16 protein-coding genes are annotated in these 14,029 nt (G+C 62.5%); 9 read left to right on the forward strand and 7 right to left on the reverse strand.

Features of this window, described 5'->3' with window-relative positions:
- Window positions 1-15: 15 nt before the first annotated feature.
- The gene (locus tag GJR96_RS05750) at window positions 16-621 is read right to left on the reverse strand and encodes an AsnC family transcriptional regulator (protein WP_151162058.1); all 606 of its coding nucleotides are present in this window, start codon (window positions 619-621) and stop codon (window positions 16-18) included.
- 133 nt (window positions 622-754) lie between these two features.
- On the opposite strand from GJR96_RS05750, the gene GJR96_RS05755 reads away from it, so the two are divergent.
- Entirely contained in the window at window positions 755-952 is a 198-nt protein-coding gene (locus GJR96_RS05755; protein WP_151162059.1) for a heavy-metal-associated domain-containing protein, read from the forward strand.
- 82 nt (window positions 953-1,034) lie between these two features.
- Window positions 1,035-1,220 carry a hypothetical protein gene (locus GJR96_RS05760; protein WP_151162060.1) on the forward strand — a complete coding sequence of 62 codons (186 nt, stop codon included), beginning with the start codon at window positions 1,035-1,037 and terminating at the stop codon, window positions 1,218-1,220.
- A gap of 47 nt (window positions 1,221-1,267) precedes the next feature.
- On the opposite strand, the gene GJR96_RS05765 is transcribed toward GJR96_RS05760, so the two are convergent.
- The 3 genes from GJR96_RS05765 to GJR96_RS05775 form a co-directional block, all read right to left on the reverse strand.
- Entirely contained in the window at window positions 1,268-1,672 is a 405-nt protein-coding gene (locus GJR96_RS05765) for a MaoC family dehydratase (RefSeq protein WP_151162061.1), read from the reverse strand.
- A gap of 336 nt (window positions 1,673-2,008) precedes the next feature.
- Window positions 2,009-3,208 carry a branched-chain amino acid ABC transporter permease gene (locus tag GJR96_RS05770; RefSeq protein WP_151162062.1) on the reverse strand — a complete coding sequence of 400 codons (1,200 nt, stop codon included), beginning with the start codon at window positions 3,206-3,208 and terminating at the stop codon, window positions 2,009-2,011.
- Window positions 3,209-3,214: 6 nt separating this feature from the next.
- The gene (locus GJR96_RS05775) at window positions 3,215-4,528 is read right to left on the reverse strand and encodes an ABC transporter substrate-binding protein (protein ID WP_151162063.1); all 1,314 of its coding nucleotides are present in this window, start codon (window positions 4,526-4,528) and stop codon (window positions 3,215-3,217) included.
- A 122-nt stretch (window positions 4,529-4,650) separates the two neighbouring features.
- On the opposite strand from GJR96_RS05775, the gene GJR96_RS05780 reads away from it, so the two are divergent.
- From GJR96_RS05780 to GJR96_RS05790, 3 genes are read left to right on the forward strand one after another with little or no spacing between them, the layout of a single operon-like run.
- Window positions 4,651-5,553: a branched-chain amino acid ABC transporter permease gene (locus GJR96_RS05780; RefSeq protein ID WP_151162064.1), complete on the forward strand. Its 903-nt coding sequence runs from the start codon at window positions 4,651-4,653 to the stop codon at window positions 5,551-5,553.
- Window positions 5,550-6,323, forward strand: a complete 774-nt coding sequence (locus tag GJR96_RS05785) for an ABC transporter ATP-binding protein (RefSeq protein ID WP_151162065.1) — start codon at window positions 5,550-5,552, stop codon at window positions 6,321-6,323. Before GJR96_RS05780 ends, GJR96_RS05785 begins: the two co-directional genes overlap by 4 nt.
- Window positions 6,320-7,036, forward strand: coding sequence for an ABC transporter ATP-binding protein (locus GJR96_RS05790; RefSeq protein WP_151162066.1), 717 nt, complete (start codon window positions 6,320-6,322; stop codon window positions 7,034-7,036). Before GJR96_RS05785 ends, GJR96_RS05790 begins: the two co-directional genes overlap by 4 nt.
- A gap of 63 nt (window positions 7,037-7,099) precedes the next feature.
- Here GJR96_RS05790 and GJR96_RS05795 read toward each other — a convergent pair whose 3' ends face one another.
- Window positions 7,100-7,783: a helix-turn-helix domain-containing protein gene (locus tag GJR96_RS05795; RefSeq protein WP_225317702.1), complete on the reverse strand. Its 684-nt coding sequence runs from the start codon at window positions 7,781-7,783 to the stop codon at window positions 7,100-7,102.
- Window positions 7,784-8,039: 256 nt separating this feature from the next.
- Between GJR96_RS05795 and GJR96_RS05800 the strand changes: the two genes are divergently transcribed.
- The gene (locus tag GJR96_RS05800) at window positions 8,040-9,656 is read left to right on the forward strand and encodes a long-chain-fatty-acid--CoA ligase (protein WP_151162068.1); all 1,617 of its coding nucleotides are present in this window, start codon (window positions 8,040-8,042) and stop codon (window positions 9,654-9,656) included.
- 65 nt (window positions 9,657-9,721) lie between these two features.
- Here the strand turns inward: GJR96_RS05800 and GJR96_RS05805 are convergent, their stop codons facing one another.
- A complete protein-coding gene (locus tag GJR96_RS05805) occupies window positions 9,722-10,357 on the reverse strand; it encodes a hypothetical protein (RefSeq protein WP_225317703.1) in 636 nt (211 codons plus the stop codon).
- Window positions 10,358-10,510: 153 nt separating this feature from the next.
- On the opposite strand from GJR96_RS05805, the gene GJR96_RS05810 reads away from it, so the two are divergent.
- Complete coding sequence (locus GJR96_RS05810; RefSeq protein WP_151162069.1) at window positions 10,511-10,867, forward strand: hypothetical protein; 357 nt, start codon at window positions 10,511-10,513, stop codon at window positions 10,865-10,867.
- Window positions 10,868-10,973: 106 nt separating this feature from the next.
- On the opposite strand, the gene GJR96_RS05815 is transcribed toward GJR96_RS05810, so the two are convergent.
- Complete coding sequence (locus GJR96_RS05815) at window positions 10,974-11,606, reverse strand: GNAT family N-acetyltransferase (RefSeq protein WP_151162070.1); 633 nt, start codon at window positions 11,604-11,606, stop codon at window positions 10,974-10,976.
- 86 nt (window positions 11,607-11,692) lie between these two features.
- Between GJR96_RS05815 and GJR96_RS05820 the strand changes: the two genes are divergently transcribed.
- Window positions 11,693-13,270, forward strand: coding sequence for a lipopolysaccharide biosynthesis protein (locus GJR96_RS05820; RefSeq protein WP_151162071.1), 1,578 nt, complete (start codon window positions 11,693-11,695; stop codon window positions 13,268-13,270).
- 154 nt (window positions 13,271-13,424) lie between these two features.
- Window positions 13,425-13,961: a DoxX family membrane protein gene (locus GJR96_RS05825; protein ID WP_151162072.1), complete on the forward strand. Its 537-nt coding sequence runs from the start codon at window positions 13,425-13,427 to the stop codon at window positions 13,959-13,961.
- Window positions 13,962-14,029: the final 68 nt, after the last annotated feature.

Below are 14,029 nucleotides of genomic sequence, written 5' to 3' on the forward strand. Positions count from 1 at the left end.
CGGAACTGGTCCCACTCAGTCGTCGTTCGATTTCGCACCCGCTTCGAGACGGTCGTACCGCGAGTCGAAGCGGTCCAGACAGGACGAACAGCAGAAGTGGTAGAGTGTGCCGCCGATGCGGGCGCTTTCGCCTTCGCTCGTGACGGTGTTGCCACACTCGGCGCACTCCAGTGCGAACCCGGTTCCGTTGACCGTCGGCGTCCACTCCGCGGATTCGACGAGGCTGACCTCGTAGTCGCGGACCCGTGAGAGGTCCACGAGTTCGTTCAGTTCGGTGCGCGTGGCGTCGCCGTCGAGTCTGGCGTGGAACGTCACCGCACCGTCTACCGACACGAACAGGTGTTCGACCGGGTCGGCGGCGCGGAGGGTATCCCGCACCTCGTCGACGAACTCCGGACGGACCGAGAGGCGGACGAGGACGGGCGTTCCCCCGGCGAGCGTCGATTGGTCGAGGTCGACGGTAAAGCGGCGGATGATTCCCTCTTCCCGGAGTCTGTCGATTCGGTCGGAGACGGCGGGTGCGGAGAGACCCACGTTGTCGGAGATGTCACTGAAGGGCCGGCGGGCGTCTTCGGCGAGGAGTTCGAGGATTCGGAGGTCCGTTTCGTCGAGGTCACGCATGCACCGTCGCTTACGAGCCACAACTGCATAGGTATTTCTCGAATATTGGTTTGGATTCCAAAGTACACTCGGCGTCTGAGCCGGCCTTTCAAAAGGAAAATCGACAAAGGAGAGAAGACCGTACCATCGAACGATGAGTACGACCATCACCGTCACTGGTATGACGTGCGAACACTGCGAAGGGCGCGTCGAAGACGCACTCGCCGGCGTCGACGGCGTGACCGACGCGACGGCGGACCGCGAGGCAGACAGCGCCACCGTCGAAGGTGCGGCCGATATCGACGCACTCGTCGCTGCAGTCGAAGAAGCAGGATACGACGCGAGCGCCTGAAACGGACGAATCGCCTCCTGCACTGCCACTTTTCGACGACGCTACCTCAACGACTAACTCCGTGGAGTCGCTACGTTCGACTATGCGCGCCCGGTCGTGGACGATGGTGCTGTTCACGCTCGTCGTCGGGTTGCTCGTGTCTCTCGGCGTATACAGACTCGCCGCCTCCGGCGACGTCGGTGACTTCGTCAGGAACCTCGGCATCGCAGTGTTCTTGACTGTCTTCAGTGTCGTGTTGCTCCGGAACTGGGATTCGCAGGCGATGTAAGGTCTGCCGCCTCTCGTCGGTGCGGACCGAGACTGCCACCACGTGGCTTAGTTCGCTGCTTCGACGGGAGGAAGCGACAACACGACTGCCTCTCCGGTGAGCACTGTCTCGTCTGTCTCGGCACCCGTCTCCACGCGAACTTTGTCGTCGCCGAGGTCCTCGACGACTGTCACGGTCACCGAGACTGTTTCACCCGGACGTACTGGCTTCAGAAACTCCAAGTCTTGGGAGAGATAGACGATTTCGCCGGGGAGGTCGGCGAGTGCGGCACTGACCGCCCCCGCAGAGAGCATTCCGTGTGCGATTCGGCCGCCGAACATCGACGCGTCGGCGTGTGCGTCGTCGAGGTGCAGTGGGTTCGTGTCTCCGGTCACCTCGGCGAAGGCCTCGATTCGCTCGGTAGTCACGTCGAGTGTCGCGTGAGACGTGTCGCCGACGGTTGCGATTGCCATACGTGAGAGACGAGTCGACCACCCTTCTACGTCGGGGTTGACATGTGGACCACTCACTCGTTTGGTGGGGTCTCGACAGGAGAGTCCCTCGGGACTGGGACCCCGAGGGTGGCACGGGGTATCGGAACGGGGCAGGTGTGCGCTACCGAACGCACGTGATATCGCCGCCGCCACGCTCCGTGTTAACCATCGACGACGTATCCAATCAATTGGCGGGTTGGTATGTGAAGTTCGCCGGGAGCGTCACGCGTGGTCGTCGATGTGGAAGAACACGTTGAGTGAAAACCGGTTGGTTCGACCGGAGAAGAATGGTGACTCCGCAGCGAACGGAGGGATTCAGTCGTTCGACCCGGGGCCACTGCTGCCGGTAATCGAGTCGACGGCGTTGAAGACCGGTCGCAACTTCGCGACGATGCTCTCGCCACCGAAGCCGACGACGCCGCCGAAGCCGTCGCGGTCGTAGTGGCCGCGGGCCGCACCGAGCCACTCACCGAGTCGTTCGAGACCACCGGTGACTCCGTTGTCGAAGAACAGGACCACGACCAGCAGGAGGATGCCGAACGAGAGTTCCCAGTAGGCTTCCAGCAGCGGGAACTGCCGGATGAACCACCGGAGATACTCGAAGGTAATCGCACCGACGACTGGCCCGAGGAACGAGTAGGGGCCACCGATGACCGTCACGAGCACCGGTTCGGCCGAGGCCGTCCAGTGGGCGGCACCGGAGGTGATGCCCCCGCTGTGGATGGTCAACATCGCGCCGGCCAGCCCAGTGAAGGCACCCGAGATGACGAACGTCTTCCAGCGGTGACGCTGGACGTTCACACCGAGGGCCTGTGCCCGTTCGGGGTTCTCTCTGAGCGCCTGACAGACCGTTCCGAACGGCGACCGGACGATTCGCCACAGAGCGTACACAGTGACCGTCCCGATGAGGAGACTGATGTAGTAGTACGGCCGCGGGTGGAGGAAGTGTCGTAAGTAGAACTCGACACCGAAAACGTCGACCGTCCCAATCTGCGAGAGGAAGTCGAGGCCGTCAGAGCCGTTCGTGACTACGTCCAGCGGCATCACGGCAGCCAGGTGGTCGTACTGGACGATGACCCAGATAGCCATCGAGAACGACAGCGTAATCATCGCGAAGTATATCTCCTCGAGTTGGACCGAGAAGTAGCCGACGACCACCGCGAGGAGGCCGGCGGCAATCACGCCCAGTAGCAGCGCGAGGACGAAGTTGACGAGCACCGAGACCCCGCCGAAGGCCGCGCCGAGGCCGTAGGCCGGCACCACGCGCAGGAAGAACAGCGCGGCGGTGTAGCCGGCCGCCCCGACGAACATCGCGTGACCGAACGACAGCAGTCCGGTGAACCCGTACAGGAGGTTAAACGCGACTGCCAAGACACCGATGAGTAGCGCACGGGTCAGCAGGTCCACCTGCAGGTCTGGGAGCACCCACGGGATGACGACCAGAACCGCCATCGCCGCCGCTACCCAGAGTCGCTTCCCTTCGAGCCGCAACGTGTGGCGAGTGTTGGCAGACATTCGGCGCTAGAGTCCCGGTGGGAGGCCGGACCCGTCGAGCAGGTTCGTGGCCTTCTGTCGGGTCAGGGTCACTTGCTTGTTGTTCGAGAGGCCGAGGCCGTCGTAGGGCACGTCGTCGTCCGAACTGGAGACGCCGAGTACGGACGGCGCGTTGGCCTGGTGGCTCTCTGCGTTCATGGTCCAGGTTCCACGGGGACCGGTGACCTCGATTCCCTCAAGTTCGCTGACCACGTCGCCGGTGTCGGTTCCGCCGGCGGCTTCCATGGCCTTCTTGTACATCCAGATGGCGCTGTAAGCGCTGCCACCCGTGAACGACGGGATGGCCGGCAGGTCTTCGGCGTGGTCCGCGTACTGGTCGAGGAACTCCGTGTTGGTCTCGTTGTCGAACGCGGAGTGCCAGTACCAGCCGGCGACCTTGACGCCTTCCGGCATCGTCGACCCGAGTGCCGAGAACACCGTTGGGTCCATCGCCAGGGTCATGTACACCTGGTCGACTTGGTCGAATAAGCCCTGCTCGGTGGCTTGCTTGAAGAACGTGACAGCGTCGCCCGCCCAGAAGCCGGAGAAGACGACGTCCGGGTCTGCGTCCATGATGGCGTTGATTTGGGGAGTCATGTCCGTCGCACCCAGACTGGGGAACTCGCTGGCGACGTACTCGTGACCGGCACCCAGGCCGTCGGAGTAGGCCTTGAAGTAGCTCCAGACCTGCTCACCGTAGGCGTAACCGGGGCCGATGTTGGCGACGCGTGAGCCACTGTGGTTCGCGTTGGCGTCTTCGGCGATGCCGTAGACGTTCGTAGACGTGTTGGCGTTCGTCCGGAAGATGTTCTTCTTGAACGAGGCCTTGTCGGGATACGTGCCCGTGTCGAACTCCGTGCTGTACGGCGTCCCGATGTCTGTCAGCGTCATGGGGACGCCGAGTTGATTGATGGCTTCCGCGTTGGCCAGCGCCACCCCGGAAGAGGTCAGCCCGACGAGGGCGTCGACCTGTTCTTCTTGGACGAGGCTCTTCAACTGGGCCGCCGGGTCGTCACCGTGACCGCGGATGACGATTTCGACGTCGTTGCCGTTGATACCACCGGCGTCGTTGACCGCGTCGACGGCGGTCCGGGCCGCTGCCGCAGAGGCTTTGCCGAGTACGGAGGCGACACCCGTGATGAGGTACATGCCGCCGATTTTGATGGTTCCGCCACCGCCACCGCCCATGCACCCCGCGAGTCCGGTTGCTGCCCCTGCCCCGACAGCCGCGAGATACTTCCTGCGTGATACACCCGATGTATCCGACGCCTCCCTGGTCGTGTTCGTTTTGTTATGTAGCATGCCGAGTTCACACCTGTGTGCTAAGTTAGAGGTACAGAATATCCATTATAGATGCACGTTGGCATGTGAACGTTCAACAGTACACGTGCATTTATAAACAGGGTGGAACACAACTACCCCGCATGGTATCGGTAGATTTCGTTGTCACACAGCTCATCACCGGGCTCAGCATCGGGAGCCAACTGTTCTTGGTGGCTGTCGGGCTGAGCCTCATCTTTGGTGTGATGGACGTCCTCAACTTCGCCCACGGCGTCCTCTACATGATTGGCGCCTACGTAGTGGTCCTGTTCTCGACTGGCGGAGAACTGCTCGGATTCACCTTCCCGCAGTTGGGTATCTGGGCGGGACTCGTCCTCGCCATGGTCGTGGTCGGACTCATCGGCGCCGGTATGGAGTGGGGGTTCATCCGCCGAGTGTACGACCGAGAACCGCTCGACCAACTGCTGTTGACGTTCGCGTTCGTCCTCATCTTCACCGACATAATCAGAGAGCTGTTCGGGGCGGCCACCAGCATCGGGCCACCGGCTCAACTCGCCGGCAAACTACTGCTCCCGGCTGGATACACTATCTCTACCTACCGGGCGTTCGTCATCATGATGTCCGTCCTGACGATGGCTGTCTTGCTCGCCACCCTCCGGTACACGAACGTCGGACGGAAGGTCCGGGCGACGGCCAGTGACCGTGACATGGCTCAGTTACTCGGGGTCAACGTCCCGATGTTGTACACGGCCGTCTTCTTCGTCGGTGCCGCCCTCGCCGGCCTTGGCGGGGCACTCTCGGCACCTATCTTGAGCATCAAACCGGTGCTGGGCGACCAGGTCATCATCCAGTCGTTCATCGTCGTCGTGCTGGGTGGCCTCGGTTCGTTCGGCGGGGCCTTCATCGGCGCGTACGTCATCGGCATCATGTCGGCGATGGGGCCGGTCATCGGCGTGACCGGTGCCGGTGAACTGATGCCGTTCTTGGCGATGATTCTCATCTTGCTGGTCAAACCCGAGGGCCTGTTCGGGTCGGTGGAAGCATGAGTACGGTACTGGAGACTGACGAACTCGCACGGTGGTTCGGCCGCCTCGTCGCCGTCGACGACGTCACGGTCAGTATCGACGACGACGAGATTACCAGCATCATCGGGCCGAATGGGGCCGGCAAAACCACGTTCTACAATCTGCTGAGCGGGACGCTCCAGCCCAGTTCCGGGTCGGTGAAGCTCCGCCCTCGGGACAGCACCGAACTGGTCGACGTCACCGACGACGAACCCCACGAAATCGCCCGTCAGGGTCTCTCGCGAGCCTACCAGATAAACAACGTCTTCGAGGGGCTGACGGTGCTGGACAACGTCCGAGTGGCGCGAATCAGCCACGACCGGCGGACGAACGACCTGACCGCCATCACGAAAGACGACGAGGAACTCACCGAGGCCGCCTGGGAGGTACTCGAACTCACGAACCTCGAGGAAGTCGCCGACACCGAATGTGCGAACCTCTCACACGGGGACGCCCGTAAAGTCGAGATTGCGCTCGCCCTCGGAACGGACCCGTCGATTATCCTGCTGGACGAACCGACGGCCGGCATGAACAAGTCCGAGACCGACCGGATGGTCGACCTCATCCGCAGACTGGACGAGGAGACGGACACGACGTTCGTCCTGACCGAACACGACATGGAGGTCGTACTGGGCATCTCGGACCGCATCCTCGTCCTCGAGGGTGGGTCACTCATCGCCGACGGCACACCCGACGAGGTGATGGCCGACGAACGCGTCAAGGAGGCCTATCTGGGAGGTGAGGGAGTGTGAGCATCCTCGAACTCGACGACGTCAACGCCTACTACGGCAACAGTCACGTCCTGTTCGACCTCGCGATGTCCATCGAGGAGAACGAAGTCGTCGGCCTGCTGGGCCGGAATGGCGCTGGCAAGACGACGACACTCCGGACGATTACGGGGACGGTCCCACGGCGCGAAGGCCACATCAGCTACCGCGGCCGGGACATCAGCGACGAGTCGGTCGACTCGATTAGCCGGGCGGGTATCAAGCTGGTGCCGGAGGGTCGCCGAGTCTTCCCCGACCTGACCGTCAACGAGAACATTCAGGTCGCCCGGGACACCTGCGCTGACCCCCGGCCGATAGAAGAGATGTACGACGCCTTCCCAGTGCTCGCCGACCTCCGCGAGAGCCTGGGACAGAACCTCTCTGGCGGTGAACAGCAGATGCTGTCTGTGGCCCGGGCGCTGGTTCAGGACCCGGATGTCCTCTTGCTGGACGAACCCACCGAAGGACTGGCTCCGGTCATCGTCGACGACCTTGCGGACGTCCTCAGCGATGTCGTCAAACGTGACGTGACGGTCATTCTGACCGAACAGAACGTCGACTTCACACTGAGTCTCTCGGAACGCGCCTACATCATCGAGAAAGGTTCGAACGTCTGGGACGGGTCCGTCGACGACCTGCGGGACCGCGACGACTTGCTCGAACAGTACCTCTCGGTCGGCAGCGCAGACGCGGACTGAGCGAATCGCTCGTCTGGGCGGCGGGGTTTCCAGAGGAACCTCCAGCCGTCGATTCTCCGACCGTTATCTCTCTACGTCGTCCATCGCGTCGACGAGTGCAGTCAGCAGTTTTCGCTCGCCGCGACGGATATTCTTCGAGACGGCGGTCGTCGAGACGTCGAACTCGGTCGCGAGGTCGGTCACGGTCGCACCACGTGGGGTCTCGTAGTGGCCTGCTCCCATCGCACGCTGAATCGTTCTCCGCTCGGTTTCGGTCAATCCCCGAACGGCGTCCAGGACGCTCTTGGCCGTGTCCACGTTCTTGATGACGTCGAAGTAGTCTTCGAACGAGATGGTCGCTTGCGACTCCACGGTAAAGTCGTTGTGCCGGTCGAGTTCGGAGAGTGCGTCGCCGACTGCCTCGTTGCGGTCGAACCCGATGTGCCAGCGCTCGCTGCCCTCGCTCGCTTCGAACGCCCCGGTGAGGTACCCACCGTTCTCACGAATCGCTCGCATCGCACTGGTCTGACCGACAGCGTTCTTGATGATTGCTTGGTCGCCACGACGCGAGAGCAACCGATAGTCTGTATGGTTGTGGTGCTCTCTGAGGGCACTGAGCCCTTGGTCGAGGGCGTCTACGCTGTCGCCTTTGACTAATACACGCGATTCGAACTGTTGTCGCGCTGTATTGTAGTCCCAGTGAAGCCCCGTGAACGACACGTCGTGGTCGATTGTGGTGTCGATGTATGGACAGTCGTATTGTACCATATCGACCATTAACGATTCCATGGGGTGAGCTATCATGATTCATGATAGATAAGTGCTTTCATCCCAAGACTCCAGTCGTCCGTTGGCACGTTCAGTTCCCGCTGTCGACCACCCGTTTTCTCGCATCGTCCATCGGCCCAACGTCTGAGGTAGCGGGGTTGTTCGGAGATTCCACTGGGCTACGGCCCCCGGGTTGCGTTCTGCCGTTCACATGTGAACCGCCCCACTTTCCGTGTATTCTTGTCATGGTATACCCATGCACAGAGAGCTACTCGCGACGGAATTCCTCGACAGGGCGAGGAGGTACTACGGCGAGATGGAAGCCGTGGTAGCGACCACTGGAGAGCGATTCACCTACGATGAACTCGGCGAGAGGGTGGACCGACTCTCCGCGGCACTGCAGGCGCGCGGCATCGAGAAGGGTGACCGCGTCGCCGTCATCGACCCGAACACGCACTACCACCTCGAATCGGCGTACGCGACGATTCAACTCGGCGCGATTCACACGCCGCTGAACTACCGACTGACACCGAGCGAACTCGACTACATCGCGAACGACTGCGGCGCGAAAGCCGTCGTCGCCGACTACGAGTACGCCGAGAAGATAGCGGCCATCCGCGACGACATTCCAGCGGAGATATTCATCACCAACGACGCCGAGGCAGTCGAAGGCGACTGGGAAGACTTCGATTCGGTCGTGGCCGACGCCGACCCGAACGCGTACACACGCCCCGAGATGGCCGAAGACGACGTCGCGGCCATCAACTACACCTCGGGGACGACGGGTGACCCGAAGGGCGTGGTGATGACCCACCGGGCCGAGGCCATCCACACCTACCTCTCCGCGGCCCACCAGGAGATACGCGACGACGACGTGTACCTCTGGACGCTCCCGATGTTCCACGCGAACGGGTGGGGCCACATCTTCTCTATCACCGGCATGGGTGCGACACACGTCTGTACCCGCGGCATCGACGCCGGCGACATCTTCGAGACAGTCGTCGACGAGGACGTGTCGTACATGTGCTGCGCGCCGACGGTGATGAACATGCTCATCGACTACTATCGGGACCACGAACCGCAGACGCTCGGCGACACCCCACTTCGCATCGCGTCGGGTGGGGCGGCCCCGCCCGAAGCGACGATGCGGACGCTCGAAGACGAGTTCGGGTGGCACTTCAAACAGATGTACGGACTCACCGAGACGGGGCCACTCATCGTCTCGTCGGACTTCCGTCGGTTCTACGACGAAGACAGCGACTCGCGCTTCGCCGTCAAGAAGAAGACCGGAATCGGGTTCATGGGCTGTGAAGTGCGTGTCGTCGACGAGGACGGCGAGTTCGTCCCCCACGACGGCCAGTCTATCGGCGAAGTCGTCGTCCGCGGGAACATGATTCTCGAAGAGTATTGGAACAAGCCCGAAGAGACGCACGAGGTGTTCAACGACCGGCGCGAGGGCTGGTTCCACACGGGTGACCTCGCGACAGTCGACGAACAGGGGTTCTTGACCATTCAAGACCGCAAGAAGGACATCATCATCTCCGGCGGGGAGAACATCTCCAGCCTCGAACTCGAAGACGTGCTCCACGACCACCCGGCCGTCTCGGAAGTCGCTATCGTCCCGATACCGAGCGAAAAGTGGGGTGAGTCGCCGAAGGCGTACGTCCTCCCCACGAACGGCGATTCACAGGACCCGGGCGTGACCGCCGACGAACTTGAGTCGTTCATGCGCGAATCGCTCGCGGGTTACAAGGTAGTCAAAGAAGTCGAGTTCGTGGAGACGTTGCCGACGACTGCGACCGGCAAAGTCCAGAAGTACGAACTCCGAAAGCGCGAGTGGGACGCAGAAGACCGGATGGTCGGCGAAGGGTAAGCGTCCCACGGCGCGTTTGTGTTGTACCTGCATTCACCGAACTTCACTCGTAGAGACCTGCTTCCTCACCGAACCGGAATTCGATACTCCTCTGCTTCTGCTTTGATGTGGCCCAGCGCCTGTTGCATGAGATACCCGGCAAACGGGCCGATGAGCGTCCAGTAGCGCCGGAAGCGTCGTCTCGCCCCGGGGTCGGTCGTCGCGGTCCGCGCCTCGTACGAGAGAAGTGTTCGGTCGGTACCGTACGGACGAACCGAGAATCCGATAGCGAGTTTCGCGTATCCCGGTCGGTCGAACGTGGTGAACCCGTCGGGGGCGATATCGACCCACTCGATGTCAGGTTTCCAGAACTTGCCGACGGCCCCGAAGACGAATTCGTCGCTCTCACGCTCGCCGAGGACGACGTAGCCAGTCGACTCGAACAGGTCGCCCAGCGTGACTGCCGCCGGCATGCCGTCCCACCGCTCACCCCGCGCGAGTGTTCGAATGCGTTCGGGGAGTGCGCGAAGTTCGTTCAGAACCCGGACGGCAGCGCCCATCTGCATGAAGTCGATGTCCATCACGGCACGGTACGTCGCGTCCGGTGGCGCGTCGACGACGACGTGGCGTATCTGCGTGACGTCGAACGTCGGGAGTGCGTCGTCGATGAGCATCGACTGCTCGAATTCGGTCGTCTCTCGGCGGTTTGTCCTGCCACTCACGATGATTCTACCCGACTGGACTACGTTCGCAGACGACAAATACGAGACTGAACGTCTCGCGACGCCTGAGGGTCACGTTCGACTAGTCGTCGGGTGTGACTCACCCGCGCACCCAGCCTTCAGGTACAAGAGGCTCGGCGTCTAACCCCGTCTGTGTCCACTCCGAGCGACGACGACTTCCAGACGCCACCGCCGACCGCCCCAATCGACGATACGCCGACCGTCTCCTGTTCTCGCTGTGGGAACGAGTGGGACCTCGCGTACGAACTCGACGAGTTACAACTCGGCAACCAGTCTGTCGAGCAGTTCGCCCTCGACCACCATCGACACACCGGCCACTTCCCCGACGACGTGAAACCGTGGGTCGTGAGTTGTCGCCGCTGTCCCGACGGCGAGCAGTTCCTGTCCGAAGGCCCGGCGCGTCGATGGGCGCGAACCCACGCCCGACACACCCGACACGACGTTGCCATCGAACACGCAGACGAACAGCACATCGTCACTGCAGAGTAACGCGCGCTCGCTCTTTCCGCGTGTCAAACGGTTCGTCGCCACGCACCTCGCTCTCACCACCTCAGCACAGCTATATTTGGCGACCCCGAAACGAGCGACCGCTGAACTACTGCCCGACGCCTCTCACGCCGGGGCGTTCGCCGGCGTCGGGTGTGGTTCGGGTCTTCGCGAGGACCGACTGGTCGAGGTCCAGTCGCATCTTCGTGTCCGTACTCTCGGACGCGACAACCTCGAAACCGAGTCCGAGGTAGACGTGAATCGCGCGACGGTTCTCCTTGGCGACGTGGAGAATCAGTGCATCGAGACCCGCAGTGGCGGCGTCGGCGATGACGTGGCGGCAGAGTTCGGTCCCGATGCCGCGGTTGTGGCTGTCCTGGTGGACGAATACGGCGAGTTCGGGTTCGGGTCCTTCTCGTGGCACGTAGGTGATGTGGCCGACGATTCGGTCGCCGTCGACGGCGACGAAGTTGCGCCCGTGGTCGACGAGGCCCGTAAGCCAGTCGGCGATGTAGACGTCACCGACTGGTGGCAGGCCCATCGACCGATGTTCCCGCGCGTAATCGCGGTACATCTCGTTGAGCGCGTCCCAGTCGTGTTCCTCGTACGGACGGATGACGAGGCCCTCACCGAACTTGTCGACGAAGCGCGGACACCGCGGTGGACAGTAGGGCGTTCCAGTGCAGTCACTCGGGTCCCAGAAGGTGCCGTCTCCGTCGCCCTCGCCTGCAGTGACGTCCATACGAGAAGATACGCGGGCGACCCACTTGACACTGTCCGGCCGTTCTCGGGGGTCGGTCATTCTGTCCGTCCTCGCATCGGTCAGTCGTGGAACTTATGCTCACGCTCCGCCGCGATTCGCTCGTGCCTATCGACTCAGACGACTCCCCGTCCGACGCCACGAATGCCGATAGGCGACTCGAAGACGCGTTAGAACGCGTCGCACACGGGGCCGTCGTCTCTGTCCCCTCCATCGTCTTCGAACGCGGGTTACGACTCGCGTTCACGGCCGTCCTGACGAACAGTTTTGCCGCCAGCACGTACGGCCTGTTCGCCTTAGCACGACGACTCCAGCGGTACCTCGCACACGTCACGCTCGGCTTTCGAAACGGCTTGAGCCGATTTCTCCCGACGACCGACGTTGACGCCGACCGGGACGTCATCGCCACGTTCGCCAGTCTCCTGTTGCTCGCTGTCGCGACGCTCTTCGGCGGTGCGCTGTATCTCGCGACACCGGCGATTGCGGATATCGCAGACGAAGGGCCACTGTTCGAACACCTCTTGCGCGTGTTCGCCGTCGGCCTGCCGGCGAGCGTCTGGTTGTTCACCGTCACGGAGATGCTTCGCGCGTTCGAGGAAGTCGGTCCGCTGAACCTGACGCTCCGACTCGGGTTTCCACTCGCCCAACTCGCCGTCGGACTCGCCGGCGCGTTCGTGTTTCGTGACGTGGTCGTCGTCGCCGCTGGCGTCTGGGTCACGATGGGACTCGTCGGCGTCGTCGCACTCTGGTGGTTGGGTCGGTCACGTGGGCTCCGTCCGCGACTTCGAACGCCGAACACCGCACGACTCTGCCGACGGTACGTCGGCTTTTCGACGCCGATGTTCTTCGGCGGTATCGCCATCACCACCCAGCGTCTCGGGTTCTATCCGCTCATCGCCGTCTACCTCTCGGGGACTGCAAGTGGCGTGTTCGCCGTCGGCGTCCTCCTCGGGGAGTTGGTCCGACTTCCACTCCTCGGCATCAATCAGTTCATCCCGCCCGTCGCCGCGGCCCTCTACGAAGAGGGTCACCACACGGCGCTTCGCCGACTGTACCACGTGACGAGTAGACTCGTCCTCGTGGGTGCGACGGGACTCGCAGTTCCAGTCGTCGTCTTCCGCCAGTCTATCATGGCCGTCTTCGGTCCGACGTTCGTGACCTACGCACCGTTGCTTCCGGGATTCATCCTCGCGCAGTACGTCGCGTCCGCCGCCGGTAGCGTCGGTATCCTGCTGATGATGACGGATAATCAGCGCGCCCTCCTCGTGGTCAACACGGCGATTACCGTCGTGCTCGCACTCGTCGCGATTCCGCTCACCGCCACCTTCGGCCTCTCCGGACTCGTCGCGAGTTACCTCCTCATGCTGACGCTGAACAACGGGTTCGAGGTTCTCGTCCTGTACTACCTCGAAGGCCTCCAACCAGTGACGCGGGGGCACGCGAAACCCCTCGTCGCGGCGATTCCACTGGCACTCGTCGCCCTCGGCGCGAAACTGCTCCTCCCGGGGTACGTCGCTGTCGCCGTCGGAACCGCCGCAGGACTCGTCGCGTACGCCGTCGCGATTCGATTGCTGGGAACTGCCCCTGTCGAGCGCCAGTTGGTCGCCACACTCGTCAGTCGCTACCGAGAGGCTGTGGACCGATGACATCGTATCGCTCCGCAGTCGGTTGATTTCGTAGTTTTCGGATTCCAGAAACGTGCATTTTGGGTACCGCCGATTCCCAGTTCCATGGATTCGAAAATCGGTCTGGCTTTATATTCATCTCCGGTGCCACGTCTCACATGTGAGGTGAAGGACGATGGCTGCAACCGGACAAATCGAGATGCTGGGGAACCGCCTCGAGTTCGACTACGCCGAAGGGGTAACCGGCTACGTGCTGGTGCTCACCCGTCTCATCACGGGGTACTGGTTCCTCCACGCGGGGGTCGGAAAGTACCTCGCCGCCGAACCGTTCAACGCGGGAGGGTGGTTGGTGAACGCCACCGGCGGTGCGCCGGGACCGGTCCACGCCTTCCTGGTCTGGGCGGGCCAGACCCCGTGGATGCTCGAGTTCACGAACTTCATGATTCCGCTCGGCGAGACGCTCATCGGCCTCGCACTCATCGTCGGCGCGGGTGTCCGCCTCGCCGCCTTCGGGGGAGCGTTCCTCATGACGTTCTTCTACCTCGGCAACGCGGCGTGGGGTCACGGCTACGTCAACGGTGACCTCTTCGGCCTCATGATGTTCGTCATCGTCGGCACCCTCGCCGCGGGACGCATCCTCGGCCTCGACGCCTACATCGAGGACACTGAGTTCGTCCAACAGCGTCCCAAACTGAAGTACCTCCTCGGCTGAGGGGGAACACCGTTCGGCGGCGGTGACCGGCGACTCGACGATTCCTTTTCTCTGCGGTGTGCGATGGC

This window comes from Haloferax litoreum (assembly GCF_009674605.1).
Classification (GTDB): domain Archaea; phylum Halobacteriota; class Halobacteria; order Halobacteriales; family Haloferacaceae; genus Haloferax; species Haloferax litoreum.

What these genes read in the sequence shown, in the direction of transcription:
- GJR96_RS05765 (WP_151162061.1), bottom strand. Translation starts at nt 1,672, where the DNA reads ATGGCAATCGCAACCGTCGGCGACACGTCTCACGCGACACTCGACGTG.
- GJR96_RS05785 (WP_151162065.1), top strand. Translation starts at nt 5,550, where the DNA reads ATGAGTACGGTACTGGAGACTGACGAACTCGCACGGTGGTTCGGCCGC.
- GJR96_RS05795 (WP_225317702.1), bottom strand. Translation starts at nt 7,783, where the DNA reads ATGGTACAATACGACTGTCCATACATCGACACCACAATCGACCACGAC.
- GJR96_RS05760 (WP_151162060.1), top strand. Translation starts at nt 1,035, where the DNA reads ATGCGCGCCCGGTCGTGGACGATGGTGCTGTTCACGCTCGTCGTCGGG.
- GJR96_RS05825 (WP_151162072.1), top strand. Translation starts at nt 13,425, where the DNA reads ATGGCTGCAACCGGACAAATCGAGATGCTGGGGAACCGCCTCGAGTTC.
- GJR96_RS05770 (WP_151162062.1), bottom strand. Translation starts at nt 3,208, where the DNA reads ATGTCTGCCAACACTCGCCACACGTTGCGGCTCGAAGGGAAGCGACTC.
- GJR96_RS05775 (WP_151162063.1), bottom strand. Translation starts at nt 4,528, where the DNA reads ATGCTACATAACAAAACGAACACGACCAGGGAGGCGTCGGATACATCG.
- GJR96_RS05800 (WP_151162068.1), top strand. Translation starts at nt 8,040, where the DNA reads ATGCACAGAGAGCTACTCGCGACGGAATTCCTCGACAGGGCGAGGAGG.
- GJR96_RS05780 (WP_151162064.1), top strand. Translation starts at nt 4,651, where the DNA reads ATGGTATCGGTAGATTTCGTTGTCACACAGCTCATCACCGGGCTCAGC.
- GJR96_RS05815 (WP_151162070.1), bottom strand. Translation starts at nt 11,606, where the DNA reads ATGGACGTCACTGCAGGCGAGGGCGACGGAGACGGCACCTTCTGGGAC.
- GJR96_RS05755 (WP_151162059.1), top strand. Translation starts at nt 755, where the DNA reads ATGAGTACGACCATCACCGTCACTGGTATGACGTGCGAACACTGCGAA.
- GJR96_RS05750 (WP_151162058.1), bottom strand. Translation starts at nt 621, where the DNA reads ATGCGTGACCTCGACGAAACGGACCTCCGAATCCTCGAACTCCTCGCC.